The organism is Streptomyces sp. NPDC050658, assembly GCF_044457025.1.
Classification (GTDB): Bacteria; Actinomycetota; Actinomycetes; order Streptomycetales; family Streptomycetaceae; genus Streptomyces.
In genome coordinates, this window is sequence record NZ_JBITGM010000002.1 from 197378 (window position 1) to 219183 (window position 21806).

Consider the following 21806-nt stretch of genomic DNA (forward strand, 5'->3'; position numbering starts at 1 on the left):
CACGAGGCACAGAGATCCATGGCTCACACTCGGGCGCATCCTAGGCAACGCGCTAGTTCAGCTCGATGAACTGAACAGGACTGCTCCATCCCGTTCAGTTCCACCAACCCCTGACCTTGTGATCAATGGCGCGAGTCTGCCTGCGGCGATCACGGCAGAGAAGTCCTCACCCCGTCACCCCAGTCTCGGCAGGCGAGTCGCTGAAGCGTGCCACTGCCAGCCGATGCATCTGCCTGCCTCCTAGCCGTTGGGGCTGCCAGTCACCCTGCCCATTAGAGCGGTACCCCCAAGGGCGGTCAGCGTGGCAGGTAAATGGGGTCACAACCCTGCTGACGCAGCTCGCGACTCGCTCCTCTGGGAGCGGCATCCCAGTAGGGAGAGGCTAGTTGGACTTGGCACTAGGACATTTAGCAGAGAGGTTTTCCACTCTACCCTTCCTGCTTACCATTAATTGATTTTCAACCGACACCATTCGACCAGGTTGGCTTCACTGGTATTATTCAGGTCCGCAATCTAGAACACCCATCGATCACGGATTCGAAAATAGGACAACCAAAAGCAGTCAACACACTTGCCACGCACCGGAATTGCGAGAGAATAGAATTGTCGAGACGCAGCGCAGAGGGCGCGCGTCGCGAGCGATCGGAGTCCGATCGTGGACAATTCGACATTAGGTGTCACTGCAGAACGCATGGCGCAGGTGGCTCCGGACGATTTCCTTGAAATTCGGCGCGTGGCGCGCGCGTACTGTCGTGCAGTCGACGCCACGCGGTCACGCAAGCGGATGGACGGCAGCGCAACCGTCGTCCGCGGCGGGCAATCCCCCTACGGGACGGACGACGTGAGTGACGACGTCACTCAGGACGCAGTCCTGTTGTTCGCGAAGCGACTCGGCGAGGTCTCCGCCAAGTGCGAGCCGGCTGCAGTTCGGGTTTCGTCTCGAGAAACGGTCGCATGGCAGTACGTCCGTAGGGACGGGGAAACGATCGTCGTCGACCGCAAGCGGATCCAGTACTGGGCAGTGCGGGACGCGGCAGCAAGCAACGGGTACCGGCTCGACGCCAAGCCTGACGACATCGACGCCGCCCCGGGACGCCAAGTGACGCGCGGCATTTCACACTCGGAGGTGCTGGCGACGCTCGCCACGGCCCCCAACGTGGCAGCAAACTGTGACGTGATCTTCCGCTCCGCATGGGTAGATGGGCGCGCCTATCCAACGCTGAGTGCCCTCCTCCACTTCGCGGGCACAGCCGATGACTTGGGTCGCGCCGGCGTGATCAGCAGGGCCGCTCACGCGCTGCATGGTGGCCCACGGCATTCATCGTCAAAGGTTCAGCGTACGAAGGACGCCGCCGTCAGGGAATGGCACGACCTCAAGGCTCAACTTGACGTCGTGCGTGATGAATTAATCTATCGTGGGATGCGGACAGGTGCATCCGCGTAGCGCAGTCAGCGAATTCATGGGCTCTGAGGTACCGATACCTCAGAGCCCTTTCCCGTGAACTTTCCAGGAAATCTTCCTGCTGATCGGTAATTGAGGCTACTTGCCTACCGTATTTAGGTGACGACATGGAATCGCCTTGAGATGTCGTCAGGCGGCACGAAGGGAGCTATTCCATGGATCCAAACGCTGCACTCCAGCGATTGCGGCGAGCCGTTGACGGGGTAGAGACCGTCGCTGCCGGAAGTGAAGAGAACTGGAGCGGAGAACTGCTCGCTGTCCTAGAGCACTTCGAAGCGCTGGACGAATGGTTGAGCCGCGGAGGTTTCCTACCGGACGACTGGAGCCGGTGATTCGGGGCGGCTCAAGAGGTGCACCCCCTCCCTGACTGATGCAGGAAGGGCGGGGATTTCGACGTACAGGGGGAACACATCGTGCACATACGGGGAGTTCCACTCAACGATTTTCGTGATCTGACCGAAGAGGTCTCCAGCTACCTCTACGACGGGAACGTCATCGTGGCGCCCAATGCGCACCCCGCGGGGTGTCGGGCCATCGTGGCCCGACTACGTGTGCTGAACAGTCGCGGCCCCGGGGCGCGCACTTCGGCTTCGGGACGGCATGGCCCGTACTCGTGCTGGCATGCGTACAGGGACGTCCTGAGGGAGGTATTCGAGGAGTACCCGGCCGCCTGTGTGCGCACGGTCTTGGCGACCTACAGGGGCGTTGAGAACTTCGATAAGCGGTTCCGGGCCACCCGCTACCTCGACATCGGATCGGCGGCTCGGCCGGCGTTCGTCGCGGACCTGTGCGTGACGTCCGATTGCGGTCAGCCGCACAGCGCCATGGCGTATCTGCGGTCACCCGATCTTGATGGCGCCTCCGCGAGCATGGGAGAGGAGCCCGCGGTCGCCGAATGGGATGACCTTGAGGAAGAGTTCTGCGGCCCGGACAGCCTGCTCGGGGTGCCGGATCTCGCGTACAGCTCCTACCGCTGAACGCCACCGAATTCCCTGCCCGTCCCCCTTCGTGACGCTCGGACGGGCAGGACCCGCCTCCCCAAGGCTGGTTGCTCCAGCCATTCCTGATGCCCACCAGGGGTGTGAGACATGAACCCCATCGACTTGCCCGCGATCACTCACGTGTGGTCCACGTTCGGGCACCGTTTCATCGATGACGGCAGCTGCGCCGGGCACGACGACGGCTCCTCATGCGAGCGGTGCATCACGTGCGGTGCCATCTACGAACTGTGCCGCCGCACCGACGACTTGACCGGCGGCGACTACTGCGCGGCCAACGGCGACGACCCTGCCCACTGCTCCCAGGACACCGCCATGTGCCACGGCGAAGAGCCTTGCCACGCAGACGGCGGCCGCCCGTGCGATGGCCGGGGAGAGCCGTGCCCCCACACGTCGCACAGCTGCAACTGCCTGCTCTGCACGGGCTAAGCCCGTGATGCGGCACTCAGTCTTCCTTTCGACTACTCCCTGTCCCAGAACCGAAGGAGGAATCCTTATGTCCAAGGAAAGCCTGGCTTGGCTCAACGCCAATACCCTGATCGGATTCACGGAGATGCGCGGGTCGGCTTGGCACTACCGAGCTGATCTACAGAGCGCCGAGCCCAATCACTACCCGGGGCCGATTCCGATCGACGACGTCAAACGACGCCTCTTCGGGTGGGATGCGGTTCCAAGCGCCGTGTACGTCGAGGGGCCCGCTTCTGGCGGTCTGATCCGCGTACCGGACCGGCGAGCGTTCGTCCGCAGCGACACCGAGTACGTGATGGGCATCTTCAGCGAGGGGTACGAACCGCACCCGTACGAAGAGTGGTTGATCGACACCATCGAGCAGCTGCTGGACTCGGACCTGGCCATCGGTTCGGCGGGGTTGCTCCGCCAGGGAGCGGTTGCCTGGGTCTCCGTAGAGGTACCGGAGAACGTCACCACACCGGAAGGCGTGGAGTTCCGGCCGCACTTGTTCGGAGCGACGAGCTTCGACGGTTCGCTGGCTACGACGTTCAAACGAGCCGTCACGAACGTCGTGTGCGACAACACGATGAGTGCTGGGCTCGCCGAGACCGGGCAGGAGATCAAGATCCGGCATTCGCGGTACTCCAAGCTCCGGATCGGGGAGGCTCGGGCGGCACTGAACATCGTCTACGAGATAGCAGATGAGTTCGCTGCCGAGGTACAGCGGCTCTGCGCGACAGCAGTGTCCGACCGTGAGTGGGCCGAATTCCTCGATGCCCACGCCCCGTTGGCAGACGAGCCCGGCCGTTCCCGCACCCTCGCCGAGCACAAGCGCGACGCACTCGAGCGGCTGTGGCGGACCGATGTGCGGGTCGCTCCGTGGCAGCACACTGCCTACGGCGTGCTCCAAGCCGTGAATACGTACGCCCACCACGAGCAGACGGTGCGCGGTGCCGAGCGAGCGGAGCGCAACATGCTCCGAGCCGTCACGGGCGGGATCGACGATCTCGATCTCAGCACGCTGGAGACGCTCAATTGCGTCCTGGCTGCGACCGGTAGCGCAGAATAGGCCTGATCGCTCCTCACCACACACGCTCCTTCGGCAGCCCGTTTGCGCGAGACTGCCGGGGAGCCTGGAGGTGGCAGCGTGAGGATCGATCTGAACGCCGCGGTGACGACTGCGAGGGAACTCCTGGAAGCTTTGGAGGAGTTGAACGACGCCGAGCCGGATGAGGCGCCCACCCGTGCGGCGCGACGAAGGCGAGCGGAGATCACTCGTGAGTTGCTGTACCTGTCCCACCTGGGAAATCGCGTGTCGGTCGAAGTCATGGACGCGTACCACGAGTTCAAGATGCGCGATGATCCAGTAGGGGAATGACCAGGGCTGGCATCAATCGTTCAAGAGGGCCTTGTGGCACCGGCGTAGTCGTCACCGCCGTAGCGATAGGGCGAGATCTTGATGCGCTCGTTCCTGCCAGGTGCGTGGATCATTCGGCCCGCCCCGATGTACAGGCCGACATGATGTATCTGCCCGGGTGAGCCGTAGAAGACGAGATCGCCGGATCGGAGCCGCTGCCCCTTGGAGACATGAGGGCCCGATCGGAACTGCTGCTCGGCGGTACGGGGCAGGGAAACTCCTGCTGCCGCGTAGGCGGCCTTCGTGAGACCGGAGCAGTCGAACCCCCGCTCGCCGGCAGCTGGGCCGTCACCGCCCCACACGTAGGGCGTCCCGAGCCTTCGCTTGGCGTAGTTGACGGCTTGCTGAGCAGGAGAGGCGATTTCTTTGGTTGTACCGGAGGTGGCCTCGGCACGATAGGTCCTGGCCTGCTTCAAGACCTTCGTCACGTACCAGTTCGCGCGGTTGTACGTGAAGATCGCTCCGCGGAGGTCGCGCCCGCCGCGAGCACCGGAGTCGCACAAGTAGGCGGCAGCCGCGTGGATCGCGTCATGCGAGTTGTACGGAGACGGGGGTCGGGCCCCTCCCTCCGGCAACTGGTGCTTGGCGGTGACCTGCACGAAGGTAGCGCTCAGGAATTGCATGGGCCCGCGCGCACCCGCGTAGTTCGCACCGCTGTGGACACCCGGGAGATTGGAGCGGCCATGATCCGACTCAATCTTCCCTATGCCTGCCAGCACAGACCAGTCCAAGCCTGGGCAGCTGGCCGCGGCCTGCCGGTAGAGAGCGAAGTAGTCCGCAGGAATGTCTGAGACTGCGGTCGAGCTCGGACGGCTCCCCCGGTCAATAAGTGTGGTGAGGAACGAGGTCGCTCCGGCAGCGGCTGCTGCGATGATGAGGAGCAGTGCGGCCGCCGCCGCGGCCATCAGCTTGAGCATCGGTGATCACCACTCGCCTCAAGCGACGGAGGACGCTGGTGGCTGGGGTGCCGGTGGCGGCACGGGCAAAACGGTGTCACCTCCGCCTGGCACGCCCGGTGCACTGCAGGCGAGCGGAGCGAGCTGAGGCCAGACCATGGTCAACTCGACCAAGCAGAAGCGCCGATGGGGCGCGGTGCCGGCGCGGAGTGGCAGCCAGCAAGCGCTCGACGGGCCGGGCATTGACTCGTCTGCGAGGCGCTCGGCGCTGGCCGTGGCGATCGGTATGTGCAGCGGATCCCCGAGGGCGGCTTGAGCCTCTGCCAGCGTCGACCGCAAGCGGACCTCGCGCTGCGTCGTGTTGGTCCAGAAGAGGACGGGCGTGGTGATGCCCGTGTGATCCGCCAGTTTGACGTACCCGGGCAGCTTGGCGCTCACGCGGTCGGCTGGACGCTCCGTGCCGCAGTCGTACTCGAGGAACCATTCGAGCTCGCCCGAACGTTCACGCCAGCGGCCGTAGGCATCGGGACGCACAACATCACCGAAGTGTCGGCTGCAGCGGCCCTCGGACCACCACGCGGTGAGCCGGTCACCCGAGCCAGGCCTGCGTGAGTGCTCAATGAGGGCAGTAAAGAAGCCGTTGACGCCTACCGCGTGTGCTAGCCGCAGCGAGTAGGCGATGCCGACGGCTCGCTCGTGCCGGTACCCCAGGTCCCTCACTTCCACCCCTGTTTCGCGAGCGAGCACGGCGGCTCCGGTTACGTCCAGGACGTAATGCATGGGCGCGGAGCCGTACGAGATAAAGGGCTGGAAGCGGTCGAATACCCGCCACTTGTACAGCTGAAGGAGACGGATGTTGGCGGCTCGGACAGATGGCCAGGCGAGCTCGGTGATCTGGTGCGTGGTGAGGACCCTGTGCTCGTACAGCATCCGGATCAACCACCGGTCACGCGGCGTGAGGCGTGGAGCGAGACGCGCGATGTAGTCACCGGTGGCGGCGGTTCGGCCGCTGAGGCGCGCGGGCCGGTGACCGCGAAGGGAGCGTTGTGGGTTGGGGTTGGTGATCACGGGACTGCCTCCAGCGGTTTTGGCCGCGCTCTCATCAAGGGGTGCGGCGGGGGTCGGCGGTGGAGCGGCTGGGTTGGAGCTCCGCAGTAGCGCTCACAACTGGTTGCGCGTGGCGGCGGGCGGCAGCGCGGATCCTCTCGGCGCGTCCTGGAATCGGCGGCGGTAGTTGCCGCGTGACCGCCGTGAACGCGGGCGCCTGTGCTCCGTGCAGCACCGGACGCACGACGACGTGAAAGGCGTCGAGATGAGACAAGTCGTGCGCGGTGAGGCGCGGCTCGGTGTGACGTGCGAGGAAGTGCGCGTCTTCGGGTGAGGCATTGAAGAAGATCTTGGTACGGGCATTGGTGCTGATGCCCTCTTCGAGTTCTCGTGGCAGCTGCCGCAGGTACTGGTGCGCCAGCGTCATAGAGATCCGATAGCCGCGTGCCTCGGCGAGCATGTCTCCAAGCGCGTACGGCAAGTTGAGGAAGTGATGTGCCTCGTCGATGTACAGCGACGCGTCGCGGCGTTGGGACTGAGGGATGCGAGCCCGACGCGTGGTCGCCTGCCAGGCGCGGGCGACCACGACAGAGCCGACCAGATGGGCGGTTTCGACGCCGAGGGCGTCCCTCGCTATCCGGACGAGACAGATGCCGCCGTGGTCGAGGACCTGGTCCAGATGGACCGTGGAAGGTCCCCCTGCCAATGCCTGGCGTACGAAGGGACGGAGCAGGAACCCGCGGAGCTTGTTCATCAGCGGGGCCGTGACATGGGCGCGTGCCGGCCCGGACAGGGCGTCGTACCAAGCCCAGAAGCCGCGCAGGACGTCGTCGTGGATCTGTTGGACCGCGCGTTGCCGGAAGGCGGTGACCGACAAGAGCTTGGGCAGGTCGATGAGGGTGGGTGTGCTCGGCAGGGACCGAAGGGTGAGCAGTCCCGCGCGGAGGATGTCGTCGGTACGAGGCCCCCAGGAGGACGCGTAGACACGGGAGAAGATGGACACCAAGTTGTCCACGGTCCGTTCGGCGTCCTTGCCTTCAAGGGGGTTGAGAACGGGCGGGCGGGATCTGCTGTCGGCGTCGAACAGGACTACCCTCCCGCCCAGTTTCTCCGGCAGCCGCATCAGGACGTCGGCGACGAGGTCGCCCTTCGGGTCGACGACGACCTGTCCTCGACCGGCCTCCGCATCAGCGAGGATCATGTGGGCCAGGAGTTCCGACTTACCGGAGCCAGTGGCCCCCAGAAGGTGCACGTGGTGGCGGGCGTCCGACACGAAGAGGCCAACTGGTTGAGGCCTGCCGGTATCGGTGAGACCGATCGGCCTGACCGAAGGTCCGGTGTCCGCGATGCCAGGGGGTGGCGGAACCGCGCGAGCGCCGGCCCGTTGGAGCCCGGGCACAGCGGCGTCCCAGGGCAGATGAGCGAGCGCCGACACCTCATTGACTGACTGGAGATCCCCCTTGGCGAACCGGCGCTCGACGAGATCACGCAAAGCGCGGCGAGAGCGAGCCCTGCGGAAAGAATTGTGCTCGGTGTACGCCGCGTACGTACTGGCAAGGGCATGAGCGTGACCCCGGAGCCGGGACCGAACCCGCCTGCGCTCCTCCGCACTCACCGGTTTGGCCGGAACGGCAGAGGCAATGGCGTATCGGATACATGTCTCGTACGAGGCGCCTCTCGCCTTGGCGGCGATCGCCCGGTCTTCGGCGGACAACTCTAGAGCGGTCAGTGGGTCGGCGACGCGTGGCCTCAGGCGAGTGGCGCATCGTGCACCCGGTGTGACGGCGTCGAGGACACGGCTGTGGAGGCGGGCAGAGCTGCCCGAGCGGCGAATCCGGCGAGCCTCGCGACGCGTTCGCCTCACTCTGCGCCCGGTGACCGGCCGGGTCAGAATCTGGACGACAGCATGCTCCGCCGGTCCGAGACTCGTGGCGGCTGCGAAGAGCGACCGGAGGGGGTCGCTCGCAAAGTCCGTACGGACAGGAAGTGCCTCACTGCGGGCGTACCGGAGCCCGCCCGTGGCGGCCTCTGTCCCCTTGACCGTCCGGAGGGGAGGGGGCGCGTCACGACTCGTGTGCGTATGCGTTCCAGGCCATGCGGCCTGGACAGCTCGTTCGACCATGCCGGGAGGTACCCCGCCCGGCACCCAGAGCTGGATGCGGACGGAGTCGTGAGCGAAGACGTACTCCCAGCTCAGGTGCGGCTGTCCGGTCAGCAGTCGGCGCCAGGCAGGCCGGAGGAGGCCGACGAGATGAGACCACAGCACAGCTGCGCCCGCGGGCTCAGCCTCGGGTGGCGGAAGAATCGACACGACGTGGGCGTGGGTGGCCAGCGCTTTGTGACAACGCCGGCGCCACCAGCGACAGACCATGGACGTCGAGAGGAACAGGAGCACGAGGGCCGGGAGGGCGTAGGGCCCCCAGGCGCGAAGGAACTCCTGGAAGTATGAGACCAGAGACCTGATGGCTCCGAGTGGATCGTGCAGATACTCCTCAAGCGCCGATGCGGACACGGACGTCTTGCGGGTGCCTGTACCTGAGACGAGGAGCATGACCACCACCGCCATCACGTCAGGTCGAGCTGGATCTGGCCGTCAGGTGATTCGTCCGGCCCGGTGAGGTCGGTGTCGCCTCCTGCGGCCTCGAACTCCAGAAATGAGCCGTCGGTCGCCGCAGTGGCCATCTCCTGCTCGGCGTACGACGCGAGCTCGGCCGGGTTGGTCGTCACGAGAAAGTGCTCAGTCGGAGAGGCGACGCTGTGGAAGGCCACCCGTTGCGGACCCGCACACAGCAGGCCTTGTCCTCGGTCTGCGGTCAGCAGGAACTGACGCTCGCCTTCCGAGAGATCGAAGGTCCGGGTGATCTCGTCAATGGCTTGGGAGGCCTGGCGGAGCAGGATCTGGGTGGCGGCGTTGGACACCACAGCCTTGCCCAGTTCCGTGCTCAGCACGTCGGCGGTGTCCTGGGTGGCGACGGTCACCCCGGCCCAGTGCTTGCGGCTGGCCTTCGCCATGCGGAACAGGAAATTGGCTCCGGCCTGCTCCCGCATGAGAAGCCACGCTTCGTCGACCACGACCAGACGGGGCCTGCGCAGCGCCGGGTTGGACACATGACGCCAGACCGAGTCGAGAGTGAGGAGCGTGCCGATGCCCTTGAGCTCGTCCGCGACATCGCGCAAGGAGAAGACCACGAGGTGCCCTTCGGGCTGCCGGGTGGTCGGTCCCGAGAAGGGACCGGAGAAGGCGCCGCGGACGAATGGGGCCAGCCGTGCGGCCAGTTCAGCAGCGGCATTGTCCTTGGACCGGTCGAGTACGTCGGTCAGATCGCCGAGGAGCGGCGCAGGACGTAGCCAGCTGCGCGGGTCCGCTGTGATGCCGACGCGTTGGTATGTCGCTGTGATCGCACGGTCAAGGACAGCTCGTTCGGCAGGCCGCACCGAGCCTCCCAGCAGGACGTCGATGACGGTGTGTAGGAACAGGGAGCGGCGTACGAGCGCGTCTCTGGGCGCTGTTCGACGACCATCCGGACGGGTGTGGACGGGCAGGTCGAAGGGATTGAGCCGTGCGCTCTCGGTCCCTAGGTGAACGTATGTGCCGCCAACGGCTTCGGCCAGGCGGGCGTACTCGTTCTCGGGGTCGACGACATAGATCTCGATCCCCCGGTACAGCGAGCGCAACAACTCCAGCTTGGCCAGGTATGACTTGCCCGATCCTGAGCGGCCCAGGAGGACCGAGTTGTGGTTGTCCTGGGCGAAGCGGTCCCAGTGGACCAGCCCCTGACTTCCGATGTTGTAGCCGTACAGCACCCCGCTCGGCGCCGCGATCGAAGTGGGGTCGGCGGAAGGCAGATCCGGGCTCGTGAAGGGGAACGCCGCGGCGAGGGCGCTGGTGTCGAACGTACGGCGGGTCTTGAGTCGATCCAGGCCCATGGGAAGGCAGGTGACCCAGCCCTGGAGGCTGCGGTAGGTGGCCGGCTTGGCATCCAGCAGGAGGCTGGCGGCCAGCGAGCGAACGGCGGCCACCTCGTTCCTGAGGGCGTCTTCGCCCGAGGCGTGCACGGTGAGGTAGAGGCCGAGACGGTAGAGCTTGCCCTCGCCGCGGGCGATGCGGGACGACAGGTCGTACGCGTCTTCGGTGGCGGCCTCGACCTGCGGATCAAGCAACCGCCCCTTGTCCTGGCCGTAACGGCGGCTGGATTCGAGCCGGGCCAACTGTCGCTTCAGGCGGTTCGCGGCCGTCACTGAGTCGATCGGCTCGATGTGCAGGCAGACGTCGACCCGTCCCGGGTAAGTGAGCAGCGGTTGCAGCCAGCCCGGGTGTACCTCTCGGGGGTAGCCGGTGATCGCGAACGAGGCCACGCACTCGTCGCCGATCTCAAGGTGGCGGGGTGCCACGGCCAAGGAGTCGGGACCGAAAGAGGCACTGCGGGCTGGCATCTCTTCGGTTCCTCCTGCAGTTGTCTGGGGCTGGCTGCGACGCCCGCTGTCATGGCGCTTCATATGGCTCAGCCCCAGCCTCAAGAGAGCCCGTGATGACCTGTCCGGCACGGGCAAGATCGGGCGACGGCGGCACCAGACTGTCCGGATCGCAGGCGGCGGCGAGTACGGCGGTGGCCTGTGCGGAGTCCAGCGGCGCGACGACGATGCCGATGGGGCCCAGCAGCTCGGCGGCCTCGGTGAGGCGCCTTGCCAGTCGCGCCTCCGCTGCACGGAGCTGGGAGCGGTCTTGGTCGAGGGAGTGCCGGTGGGCCGTGTTTCGGCGTGTCTTGCGCTGGGCGAGCCCGGAGAGCGTGGAGCCACCACCACGGTCGTCGGCGGAACCGGTGCGGTGCAGGGGCTCGCGCAGGACGAGCAGGACTTGGCGGCGCAGCAGGTCGGCGTCGCAGGCCAACTGCTCCAGGTACTGCGTGTGTTCGCGGGCTGCCCTCTCAAGGGCCGGGTGAGGCCACTGAGGGGCGTACTCCCGCAACTCAGCAATCCGACCCGAGAGGTCTAGGCGCTCAACGCGTATGAGGATCTGCACCGGCGAGGTCAGCGAATGCAGATAGCGCCCAAAGGAACTCACCAGAGCCTCCTGCTCGGACGGGGTACGGAGCGCGAAATTCACGGTCCCGCACATGGCGATCACTGCGAGCCCGTCCAGACCGAGATCCACCACACCGGTCTCGGTCACGTCTTCGGCAGGCAGCCGCAGCGGTGCCGGGGCGAAGTCCGGTGAGAGTGTTGGGTCCTTCAATGCCCCTGTGGCACTCACTCGCCCACGCAACCAGTCAGGCGGCGGGTAGAAGCCCTCCGACGCGGCTACTCGATAGCGCGGCGCCATTCGCTGACGGACGGCAGCCAGGGCAAGGCGGTCCAGGGACAGTCCGTCGCGGCTGCCGAGCGCGAGCATGACAGCCGCACCTCCGAAGGGCAGGGCCACGAGCAGGATGACGGGGAGAGGTACGAGGTTCCGGGTGAGCGACCAGAAGCCGTACAGGACCGCGCCGGTAAGGGCGAGGATCAGCAGCTGACGGGCGTTGAGGTTCCCCAGCACCGTGTCCTCGTGATCGACGTCGGCAGGAATGCGTACCGGGTGCGTCATCGCCGGTCACCTCCAGGTCGGAAGGGATCGCGTGGGAGGGGCGGCGTGGCCCTGCGTGAGGGCGGCGGGCCGTTGGCCGGCAGCGAGGGAGCCCGGAAGACGGTCGGAGCCGGAGGCCGAGTAGTCCGCAAGGGGCGCACTACGGGCGGGGTGGTCTGCGCGCCAGGCTCCTGGAAGCGAGGCGCTGCGCGGGCCTGCGAGGGGCGGCTGATGGGCCGTATTGGCTGTCCTGGACTGCTCACCGGCGGGAGGAACGTGGGCAGCCCGGGAACCGGGAGCGGGCTGCTCGGGCGGGTCGAACTCGTCGTCCGGGATGTCTGGTTGGGAGCGAGGAACAGCGGCAGTCCAGGAGCACTACGGGGGACACCGCTACTGCCTGCGCGTTGACCGCCGCCAGCGCTCCTGGCCCGCTGCGCGCCAATGCCCGCCGGCCCGCGGCCAGGGGAAGACATCGAGGCGACGTGGTGACGCCTGCTCCGCCCCTGACGGCCATGATCGGCCCCGCCACGAGCAGCAGCACGCACCATCCCGAAGATCCGGTACGCCACAGCAGCGCGCAGGATCCGGCCGGCGAACGACCGCCCATGACCGACGCGGGCCGAGCCAAGAATCCAGAACGGGATCTTGAAGAGGATGTACATGATCCCCAGTACGACGAGCACGCTGACGAAGCCATTGCGTGTCGAGCCGAAGGGGCTGAAATTCCCGGGAGTCAGGAAGACCCGGATGGCCACGATCAAGGCCATGGACTGTGCGACCTGAATCACCAGCAGCCCGCCGAAGATCCGCCACCACCAGCGCGCGACACCGTCCGTCATCGGCAGGGCGTGGCACATCAGGGCGAGCGGGGCCCCGGCGATCAGCAGGATCGTCAGAGCGACCCGCACGATGTACGTCACGAGCAGGGCGACGAGGACAACTGCGACCACGCCCCACATGAGCACCATGAAGATGCCGCTGTTGGAGTCGAAGCTGCTGAAGACGAACTCGCGGAGCGCCGCGCCCGCCGACTGCTTGTCGAGCCCGCCGGTCAGCACCGCCGTCGACACCGCATTGGCGAGGTCCACGGCCTTCTCGGCGAGGATGAGCGAGAGGCCGGCAGCGAGGAAACCGAGCGGGATCCGCGGGCCCAGTTCTCTGATCGAGTAGCGCGTCTGCACTGTCCCGTGGGCCATCAACAGGATCCCGGCCACCATGATCAGCAATGAGTAGCAGGCCATGGCGATCTGCCAGGAGTCTGTCCACAGCTGGCCGACTCGGGGCAGTGAATCGGGAGTCGGCGTGGCGAGCAGCGTATGGCTGAGGAGATCCAGGAGCGGCTTGAGTGCGGCGCTCACCAACCCTTCGAAGAAGGCGTTGATGGCCGCAGTGACGCCCTTTGCGACCCAGTCGACAATGCCGTCCGAGGGGCGGGCGGAGCCGGCCTCGGGAAGCTGTGTCGACGCGGAGGCACGGGCCAAGGCAGCGGAGACCTGACAGAGGCTCATCAGTCCCCCGCTCCGACGATCCCTTTCAGAATCGCGACGACGAGCGGTGCAAGGGCGGCCAGGCTGTACCCCCACCCCGCGCTCTTGAACGCGGTCTTGGCCTTCTCGACCTCTCCCGGGTCCCCACCGGCCATGAGGTATCGCACTCCTCCGACCGTGACGAACACCGTCGCCAGGCCGGCCAGGATGCCCATGATCCAGTTGCGGATGTTGTCCAGGACTTCATTGACGGACTTGGCCAATGCGAGCACCTGGCCGGTATCCACAGCGGAGGCCACGGAAGCGGAGGACACGCAGAACACGGCGGCGAGGAGGCTGAGGAGGAGCCACCGAGCTAGTCGGCAGCGGATGGAACAGAGAGTCTTGTGACGCATCGGGAGCACCTCCGACGTCGGAGATGGAGGGCGCGGGGGCGACCACCGATGGGGAACCCCGCACCCGAGAAGACCGTCCTAGGCGACGCCTTTGGACACTCTGGATGGCGCCAATCGTTCGGCTGCCGTCTGAGCCGGCACTCGCTCGTCGGATACGGAGCGAGATGGCTGCCGCGCCACCCGCTGGGCGCGCTGCAGTACGTTGGGGCCCGCGAGATCCGCCGCTACTGCTCCGGCCACCGGGTCGTCTGCACTCACGGTCCGGATCCCGTCCCGGATGAAGGCAACCAGTCGGCATTCGGCCCGGCGGCGTGCTTTGTAGACAGCTCCAGCCGTCGCTTTGTGGGCGATCGCCCAGTCCGTCACAGACTCCCTGTCCAGACGTGTGCCGCCGATCAGGTCTGCCTCGGTCCGGGTCAGGACCCCCGACCTGACTGCCCGGGCCAGCACGAGGTCGGGATGCCCCCAAGGCTCTATCGACGGTGCGGACTCGAACTCTGGACGCGCGGGGGTGGGAGCGTCCAGAGCCTCGGACAGAGCCGCGAACCCCTGCCGGAATGCAGCCCACTTGAGCCGCACGAGCACGCTCGGCCGGCCCAGATCGATGGTGGGCAGCGCCCCGAGAAATCCGGTAAGGACTTCGGCTTGTACGTCTGCCGGGTCCCCTGGATAGCGCACCGCGAGCCGCCTCGAAACCCCGGCCAGCGCAGGCAGAGCCATTCCCGTGCAGGCCAGCGTCCAGGACACGCCGTCGGCCCGCGAGCGCTGCACGAGCTCGAACCAGACGGCATCCTTCGTAGCGCGTGGGCAGTGCCCGTGGAGCAGCAGGTCGAGCAACTCGTCCAGACGGACGAGGCCTTGGGGAAGACCGGCGAGGTCTTGGCAGTCCAGGGCCAGTGGTCGCGGCCCCGCGACCAGCACGTTGAAGCACTGTCGAGCGATGCTCAGCGGCGTTCTCTGCCCCGATGACCAGCCCGCGGCTCCGCGAGCATCGTGCCTCGCACCTGACATAGGAGACGCCTCCTTCGAGGGCGAACCAGTGTCCTGACGCCTTCAGGAGGCACGCCTTCCGCCAAGAAGACGGCAACTGCCGCCTAAGCCATTGCGTCGGTCGCCTGACTTTGCGCAGGGCCGTAGGCGGTCGCGTGTTGCCACCCAGTGAGGCGGTCCGGCTAGGAGCTGCGCAAGCGACGTCCAGTAGCGCCGTAGCAGTGCCTGACCAGCCCATTTAGTAGTGCTGCCATGGGAAGTTCAGGACGTCGGCAGCAAGAGGTCCGCTGATCACGGCTGGTGAAGCCAGCCGACCTGTGTCGAAAGCGGCGGCGAATCCCGGCCTCTTGAGGCGACAGAAACACGTCGCCGAAGAGGAACACGAGGGATCCGAGATGCCGCATTCCTACGACCCGCCGGACAGCCACGGCACTTCCGGCTGGCTGACGCACACCGTCCTCGACGTGGTCGCCCACTACTGTCAGCCTCGAGAGAGCGTGCTGTTGCTTACCGCACACACAGATGATCCCCACTACGATCAACGCGGCCCTCTGGACAAGGCCGCCGAGTCCGCCTCGGGACTGGGCAGGACAGTAGCCGTACGCACAGTCCTTCCTGTTCGTCGCCCATGGGACGGCGGCGGCTCACCCACGAGGGCACAGTCCGGACCTGGACCGACGTCGTGGCCGCCCGCACCGCAGACAGTCGCCCATCGGACTGTCGACGACCGGCCAGAGCCCCTGGAGTCCGACCCGGATCGCTTCGACATGGTGATCGCCTGTGTGGACGCACGGTGGACCGATTGGATCGACCAGGTCCCGTGGAACGCCCTTCTCAGCACGGCCGGGCTGCTCGCCTTCATCACTCACAGTCACGCCGCGGGGACTTGCTCGACGACGACCCGCGGGTTCCTGACACCGGTCGCGCTGCGCGCCGGTCTCGTCCAGCTGGACCAAGTGGCCCTGTGCGGGACGCCTCAACACCCGCACGCCGGTCTGTCGCTGTTCATTCGTCCGCTTCCCGCGGTGCGGGCTCTGGAGCACTGATGCCGAAGCCCATTCCTCATGAGCGCTGGTTGACGTCTCAGGAAGCGGCCGACCGCCTCCGGGTCAAGCGGAAGACGCTCTACAACTGGGCGAGCACCTGGGAGGTGGAACGGCGCGGACCTGAACCCCTTCGCATGGGCGGCCGAGCACTGCGATACCGGGAATCCGATGTCGACCGGTGCGTCGAGGCGAGGCAGCAGCATTAAGACGTCCCGAACAGATGAGAGGAGGTACCGGCATGGCGGGTGAGGAGCCGTACGACCGCTGGCACAAGTCCCGGCCAGGGCCAGATGAGGCCGAATGCCCGGAACACGAGGGCTTGGTGTCGAGCTCTGAGCACGGCTGTGCGATGCGGTGGCAGGCGCGCTGGCGGGACGAGAACGGTCGGCAGAGGTCCAAGAACTTCCCGAAGAACAGGAAGCAAGCCGCGGCCTCCTACCAACGCAGCCAGCGGGCAGCAGTGGACGAGGGCAGGGATCCCTTCCCTCGCAGCCGGGGACGGAAGGACACGACACCGACCATCGAGGAGTACGTGGAGACGTTCCTGAGCCGGCACGAGGGCCGGGAGGGGACGATCAACACGTACACGTACCGGCTCAGGGCCCAGGTCGTCCCCGTGCTGGGCTCACGCCGTGTGAGTGATGTGAAGCGTGGCGAGTATCGAGACTTCCTAGCCATGTTGAAGAAGGAAGGGATGCCGGATTCGACTCGGACAGGGGTGAAGAAGACGCTGTCGGTCATGCTGGCCAGGGCGGTTGAGGACGGTCTACTGGATGGCAATCCGGTAGCGGGTATCCGTCTCCCCCAGGGGACCAGCCATGTTGCGCGCCTGACGTGGGAATGCGTCGTCGCCTTGTCCGAAGAGATCCATCCTTGGTACGAGATCCTGATCTGGCTGGGCGCTCTCCAGGCCCTCCGCTCGATGGAGGCCACCGCGGTGCGCCGTTCGGACATGGAGAGCGTGCCGGGCAGGCAAATAGTGGAGGAGCAGCGCCAGGAGGGTAAGGCCGTGCCCTTGAAAACGGACGCCAGTCACTCATCGCTCCCGGTCGGCTCGTTCTTATGGGAGAGGTACCAAGAGCACATGGCTCGGTGGCGGGCTCCGTTGTCGGCAGCGACCTTGCGGAAGCGTGAGCGCCGAGGTCTGCCGCCCATCCAGCGGGAGTACGACCACCTCGTCACGCTCAACAAGTATCGGGCGCCGGTGCGACAGAGCGCGTTGTGCTATGCGTTCAACCTGGCGAAGGAGAAGGTCAGAGGGCGGGGAATCGAGCTCCCAGAGAACACCACTTTCCGTGACCTGCGGCACTTCGTCGACGCAGTTCTTGTGGCGTCCGGGGTGGAGCCACGCAAGGTCCAGGCCCGCATGCGCCACGCTCACCTGGCCGAGACGTTGGACACATACGGCTATCTGGTGTGGGAGGTGGACTGGGAGCATGCCCCGGCCTCGTTCGAAGAGCTGTACGGCATACCCGCGCCCCCGGGGCTGCCGGAATCGGCCCTGATGCCCCGAGCCGAGCGAGGTCGGCGAAGCACAGGTACCTGAGTGTGTCGCTGGTGTTCACCGTACGTTGCCGAGGCACGCCGGAGCGGCGTCCCGCAAGTGGAATGACCGTAGCGCGGCACCGGAACTGCCACGAGGCCAGGAAGGGCCAGAAGCCGTGATCACCGAAGCGTGCGTTCCCATTGCTGTGGTTGTCTGGGGCCCGGCGCATGTGCACCCGTTGTGCACCGCGCCGCCGGGCCTGGTTAGTATCCCCAGCTCAGGCCCCATGTCGAGGTCTATCAAAAGTGTCCCCTCAGGTTTCTGTTATCGGGGCGGAGACCAGGGATCTCCCCTTCTGTCGGAGGAGACAGGTCCCGGGACAGAGAGTGGACGAAGCGTGAGCAGTGAACGTGAAGTCGCGATGATCATGGCGGCACGGGCGGGGAACGAGCAGGCGCAGGACGAGCTCGTTGCCGAGTACCTGCCGCTGGTCTACAACATCGTCGGGCGGGCCCTGAACGGCCACGCGGACGTGGACGACGTGGTGCAGGAGACCATGCTCCGCGTGCTCGGGGGGCTCGACGGGCTGCGCAGCCCGGAGAGCTTCCGCAGCTGGCTCGTGGCCATCACGATGAACCAGATACGCGGCCACTGGCGCGGTCGCGGCGCGGAGCCCATACCCGCCGGCGGTGGTCTGGACGACGGGTACGACGTGGTCGACCCCGGTGCCGACTTCGTGGACCTGACCATCGCCCGCCTCGGTCTCTCCGGCCAGCGCCGCGAGACCGCCGAGGCGACCCGCTGGCTCGACGAGGACGACCGCGCCCTGCTGTCGCTGTGGTGGCTGGAGTCCGCCGGGGAGCTCACGCGCCCCGAGGTCGCCGCCGCGCTGGAGCAGACGCCGCAGCACACGGCGGTACGGGTGCAGCGGATGAAGGCCCAGCTGGAGACCGCCCGCGTCGTGGTCCGCGCGCTGTCGGCCCAGCCGCGCTGCGGCGAGCTCGAGCAGCTGGCGGCGGGCTGGGACGGTCTGCCCTCCGCGCTGTGGCGCAAGCGGCTTGCCCGGCACGCCCGTGACTGCGCGGTCTGCGCGAGCCACTGGTCCAACCTGGTGCCCGCCGAGCGGCTCCTGATCGCCCTCGGCCTGGTCCCGGTGGCGGCGGCGCTCGCGGACCGGGTGATGTCGCCCGCCCTCGTGACGGTGGCGCACGCCGACGCGGCGCACGCGAGTCCGCGCGGCCAGGCCCGTCTGGAGCGCGCCAGACGCCGCCGCAACGCGACCGTGGCCGCCGCGGCGGCCGCCCTCCTCGTCGGCGGCGGCACCGCCTACCTGCTCACCACCCCGGCGGACTCGGACGAGACCTCGCCCTCCACCGCGGCGGCCCCGGCCTCCCCCACCAGCGCCTCGCCCTCGAAGAGCCCGAGCAAGTCGGCGAAGCCGTCCAAGAGCCCGAAGCCCAAGCCGAGCAAGACCAAGGCGAAGCCGAAGCCGAAGCCGACGCCCACGAAGACCAAACCCGCGCCGGAGCCGACGAGGACGAAGACGGCGGCCCCGCCGCCCGCCACCCCAAGCGGCGTCGCCGACCAGGTCATCGCGCTGGTCAACACCGAGCGCTCCAAGGCGGGTTGCGGCCCCGTGAAGTCCAACGCCAAGCTCGCCACGGCGGCCACCAACCACTCCGCCGACATGGCCGCCCGCGACTACTTCGACCACACGAGCCCCGACGGCAAGGACCCCGGCGACCGCATCACCGCGGCCGGCTACCGCTGGAGCACCTACGGCGAGAACATCGCACGCGGCCAGCAGACCCCGGCCTCGGTCATGGACTCGTGGATGAACAGCGAGGGGCACCGCGCGAACATCCTCAACTGCTCCTTCAAGGAGCTCGGCGTAGGCATCCACAACGGCTCCGGCGGCCCCTGGTGGACGCAGGCGTTCGGCACGGCGCTCTGAGCGACGCGGCGCGCTCGGGCGGCGCGGGGGGGTGGTGCGGCGGTGCGGCGTCGCTCCTCGGGGCGGGCATGAGCAGCGGCGCGCCCCTGCGCGTTCCCGTCGGAGCCGACTCGGAGCCGACGCCGCGCAGGCCGTAGAGCGGCCCGAGGCCCACCCGACCCGGTCTGCGGCCCTCCACCGCGCGCCGAACCAGCCGTCGAGGCGCGCGACGTCGTCCGTCCGGTTGACGAAGCTCACCGTCGCCGGGGCAGGTCGTTGCTCGTGTTCACCGCCCCGGCCGACCCGCCGTGCCCACCGCCCCCCACCACCACGCGCCCCCTCGCTCGGCCGACGTAGGTACGCACGCACGAGAATCATGGATGTAGCCGTAGAGATCAGGAGTTGAACCATGACAGAGCAGCGCACCGTCGGCGTACTCGGCACCGGGATCATCGGGGCCGCGATGGCCCGCAACCTCGTCCGCGCCGGGCACCAGGTCCGGGTCTGGAACCGCAGCCACGCCAAGGCGGAGCCGCTCGCCGCCGACGGCGCGTATGTCGCCACCGCGCCCGCCGATGCCGTCGAGGGCGCCGATGTCGTCCTCACCACGCTGTACGACGGTCCCGCCGCCCTGGAGGTGATGCGGCAGGCCGAGCCGGGGCTGCGGCCGGGGACCGCATGGGTCCAGTCGACGACGGCCGGGGTCGAAGGGGTCGCCGAACTGGCCGAGTTCGCCCGGCAGCACGGGCTCTCCTTCTTCGACGCGCCCATCCTCGGCACCCGGCAGCCCGCGGAGGCCGGGACGCTCCTCGTGCTCGCCGCAGGACCCGTCGAGGACCGCGACAAGGTCACCCCCGTCTTCGACGCCGTCGGCGCGAGGACCGTGTGGACCGGGGACGACGGTGCGGCGGGCAGCGCCACCCGGCTCAAGCTCGTGGCCAACAGCTGGGTCATCGCGGCCACCAACGCGACGGGCGAGGCGCTCGCCCTGGCGCAGGCGCTCGGCGTGGATCCGCAGGGCTTCTTCGACGCGATCGCCGGCGGCCCGCTCGACATGGGCTATCTGCACGCCAAGGCCGGTCTCATCCTGGAGGACCGGCTGACACCGCCGTCCTTCGCGGTGACCACCGCCGCGAAGGACGCCCGGCTGATCGTCGAGGCCGGTGAGCAGCACGGCGTCCGGCTCGACGTGGCGGCGGCCGGCGCGGAACGGCTGCGGCGCGCCGCAGCCCAGGGGCACGGGGACGAGGACATGGCCGCCGCGTACTTCGCCAGCTTCGGCGACTAGGGCCGCGTCTGATCACGCCCCGGCCGCCAGGTCGCCGGGTCACGACGTCACCACGTCACCACGTCACCACGTCACCGGAAACTCCAGCAGTCCCTGGATCGTGCCGCCCGGCTTGAACGGCAGGTCCCGCGCCGGCCGGACCTGCCGGAGGGTCGCCACGCGCGCGTGGAGTGCCGCGAGGGCGATCTCCAGCTCCGCGCGGGCCAGGCTCTGGCCCAGGCACTGATGGACGCCGTGGCCGAACGCGATGTGCTGGTACGCCGGGCGCCGCACGTCGAGTTCGTCGGGCCTCGCGAACGTCCTGCCGTCGCGGTTGACCAACGAGGTGGCCATCACCACCCCGTCGCCGCTCCTGATGACGCGACCGGCGACGGAGATGTCCGCGACGGCCACCCGGAGCAGGCCGTCCGCGACGGACAGGAAGCGCAGGAGTTCGTCGACCGCACCGGGCAGCAGGGTTGGGTCAGCCTGTAACTCCGCCCACTGCCCTGGGTGTTCGAGCAGGGTCAGCACACCGAGGGAGATCATGTTGGTCGTGGTCTCGTGCCCTGCGATCAGGAGTACGAGCGCGATCCCCGCCAACTCGTCACGGTTCACCTCTCCTTGGGCGCGCTGCTGGGCGATCAGGTCGTCGAGGAGCGCGTCGCGAGGATCGCCCTGCCGGGCCGTCACCAGGTCGCGCAGGTATCCCTCCAACTCCGCCCTCGCCCCCTCCGCCCCGGCCGCGGTCGACGCCGTGAGCAGCCGGTGCGAACGGCTCTCGAAGAACTCGTGGTCGGCGTACGGGACGCCGAGGAGTTCGCAGATCACCATGGACGGAAGCGGCTGCGCGAACGAGGCGACCAGATCGGCGGGCGGTCCCTGCCGCAGCATCGTGTCGAGCAGCTCGTCGGCGATCCTGCGGATGTCCTCGCGCATGGAGCCGATGCGGCGGGTGCTGAACGTCGGCAGGACCAGGCGGCGTTGGCGCGCGTGGTTGGGTTCGTCCACGCCCACGAGCGGGGTGACCTGGGAGCTGAGGGCGGCGTCGCGCGGAGTCGGGTGCGGGAAGGCGGGGTTCTGCCGGTCGGCGGAGAGCCGGGGATCGGCGAGCAGGGCGCGCGCCTCGGCATGTCCCGTCACCACCCATACGGGCCGTCCGTCGTGCAGGGTCACCCGCGACAGGGGGCCGTCGGCCCGGAGCCGGCCGTAGCTCGGCGGGGGTTCGTAGGGGCAGGTCCGGTCGGCGGGGAACACGAGGCTCGTCGACGTCGTGGTGCGGGCGCCGGGATCGTCCATGGTTCGCCTTTCGCTGCGTCGTCCAGTCGTCCTGTCGGCCAGTCGTCCTGTCGTCCAGTCCTGAAGTCCTGTT

General features: G+C 67.6%; 19 protein-coding genes. 10 read left to right on the forward strand and 9 right to left on the reverse strand.

Features of this window, described 5'->3' with window-relative positions:
* Positions 1–655: 655 nt before the first annotated feature.
* The 5 genes from ACIBKX_RS07860 to ACIBKX_RS07880 all read left to right on the forward strand — a co-directional run bounded on the left by ACIBKX_RS07860 (position 656) and on the right by ACIBKX_RS07880 (position 4288).
* Complete coding sequence (locus ACIBKX_RS07860; protein ID WP_363271022.1) at positions 656–1444, forward strand: hypothetical protein; 789 nt, start codon at positions 656–658, stop codon at positions 1442–1444.
* A gap of 431 nt (positions 1445–1875) precedes the next feature.
* Positions 1876–2439: a hypothetical protein gene (locus tag ACIBKX_RS07865; RefSeq protein WP_363271023.1), complete on the forward strand. Its 564-nt coding sequence runs from the start codon at positions 1876–1878 to the stop codon at positions 2437–2439.
* Positions 2440–2550: 111 nt separating this feature from the next.
* Positions 2551–2889: a hypothetical protein gene (locus ACIBKX_RS07870; protein WP_363271024.1), complete on the forward strand. Its 339-nt coding sequence runs from the start codon at positions 2551–2553 to the stop codon at positions 2887–2889.
* A gap of 67 nt (positions 2890–2956) precedes the next feature.
* Entirely contained in the window at positions 2957–3979 is a 1023-nt protein-coding gene (locus ACIBKX_RS07875) for a DUF932 domain-containing protein (protein ID WP_363271025.1), read from the forward strand.
* Between the two features lie 78 nt (positions 3980–4057).
* On the forward strand, positions 4058–4288 hold the full coding sequence (locus ACIBKX_RS07880; protein ID WP_363271026.1) for a hypothetical protein: 231 nt from the start codon (positions 4058–4060) through the stop codon (positions 4286–4288).
* A 20-nt stretch (positions 4289–4308) separates the two neighbouring features.
* Here ACIBKX_RS07880 and ACIBKX_RS07885 read toward each other — a convergent pair whose 3' ends face one another.
* The 8 genes from ACIBKX_RS07885 to ACIBKX_RS07920 form a co-directional block, all read right to left on the reverse strand.
* Positions 4309–5244: a bifunctional lytic transglycosylase/C40 family peptidase gene (locus tag ACIBKX_RS07885; protein WP_363271027.1), complete on the reverse strand. Its 936-nt coding sequence runs from the start codon at positions 5242–5244 to the stop codon at positions 4309–4311.
* A gap of 18 nt (positions 5245–5262) precedes the next feature.
* Positions 5263–6291, reverse strand: a complete 1029-nt coding sequence (locus ACIBKX_RS07890; RefSeq protein WP_363271028.1) for a replication-relaxation family protein — start codon at positions 6289–6291, stop codon at positions 5263–5265.
* Positions 6292–6325: 34 nt separating this feature from the next.
* Positions 6326–7471 (reverse strand): type IV secretory system conjugative DNA transfer family protein, encoded by a 1146-nt coding sequence (locus ACIBKX_RS07895; protein WP_363271029.1) that lies wholly within the window; start codon positions 7469–7471, stop codon positions 6326–6328.
* A 1364-nt stretch (positions 7472–8835) separates the two neighbouring features.
* Complete coding sequence (locus ACIBKX_RS07900) at positions 8836–10626, reverse strand: helicase HerA domain-containing protein (RefSeq protein WP_363271030.1); 1791 nt, start codon at positions 10624–10626, stop codon at positions 8836–8838.
* A gap of 127 nt (positions 10627–10753) precedes the next feature.
* Entirely contained in the window at positions 10754–11851 is a 1098-nt protein-coding gene (locus ACIBKX_RS07905; RefSeq protein ID WP_363271031.1) for a PrgI family protein, read from the reverse strand.
* Positions 11848–13311: a hypothetical protein gene (locus ACIBKX_RS07910; protein WP_363271032.1), complete on the reverse strand. Its 1464-nt coding sequence runs from the start codon at positions 13309–13311 to the stop codon at positions 11848–11850. The genes ACIBKX_RS07905 and ACIBKX_RS07910 overlap by 4 nt, the downstream gene beginning before the upstream one ends.
* 26 nt (positions 13312–13337) lie before the next feature.
* Positions 13338–13712, reverse strand: coding sequence for a pilin (locus ACIBKX_RS07915; RefSeq protein ID WP_363271033.1), 375 nt, complete (start codon positions 13710–13712; stop codon positions 13338–13340).
* 78 nt (positions 13713–13790) lie between these two features.
* Positions 13791–14633: a hypothetical protein gene (locus tag ACIBKX_RS07920; RefSeq protein ID WP_363271034.1), complete on the reverse strand. Its 843-nt coding sequence runs from the start codon at positions 14631–14633 to the stop codon at positions 13791–13793.
* Between the two features lie 851 nt (positions 14634–15484).
* Between ACIBKX_RS07920 and ACIBKX_RS07925 the strand changes: the two genes are divergently transcribed.
* The 5 genes from ACIBKX_RS07925 to ACIBKX_RS07945 all read left to right on the forward strand — a co-directional run bounded on the left by ACIBKX_RS07925 (position 15485) and on the right by ACIBKX_RS07945 (position 20455).
* Complete coding sequence (locus ACIBKX_RS07925) at positions 15485–15748, forward strand: hypothetical protein (RefSeq protein WP_399375684.1); 264 nt, start codon at positions 15485–15487, stop codon at positions 15746–15748.
* Entirely contained in the window at positions 15748–15954 is a 207-nt protein-coding gene (locus tag ACIBKX_RS07930) for a helix-turn-helix domain-containing protein (protein WP_363271036.1), read from the forward strand. The genes ACIBKX_RS07925 and ACIBKX_RS07930 overlap by 1 nt, the downstream gene beginning before the upstream one ends.
* Positions 15955–15986: 32 nt before the next feature.
* Positions 15987–17294 (forward strand): hypothetical protein, encoded by a 1308-nt coding sequence (gene xerC, locus ACIBKX_RS07935; RefSeq protein WP_363271037.1) that lies wholly within the window; start codon positions 15987–15989, stop codon positions 17292–17294.
* A 337-nt stretch (positions 17295–17631) separates the two neighbouring features.
* A complete protein-coding gene (locus tag ACIBKX_RS07940; protein WP_363271038.1) occupies positions 17632–19188 on the forward strand; it encodes a sigma-70 family RNA polymerase sigma factor in 1557 nt (518 codons plus the stop codon).
* Positions 19189–19576: 388 nt separating this feature from the next.
* A complete protein-coding gene (locus tag ACIBKX_RS07945; protein ID WP_363271039.1) occupies positions 19577–20455 on the forward strand; it encodes an NAD(P)-dependent oxidoreductase in 879 nt (292 codons plus the stop codon).
* Positions 20456–20518: 63 nt separating this feature from the next.
* Here the strand turns inward: ACIBKX_RS07945 and ACIBKX_RS07950 are convergent, their stop codons facing one another.
* A complete protein-coding gene (locus ACIBKX_RS07950; protein ID WP_363271040.1) occupies positions 20519–21733 on the reverse strand; it encodes a cytochrome P450 in 1215 nt (404 codons plus the stop codon).
* Positions 21734–21806 lie beyond the last annotated feature (73 nt).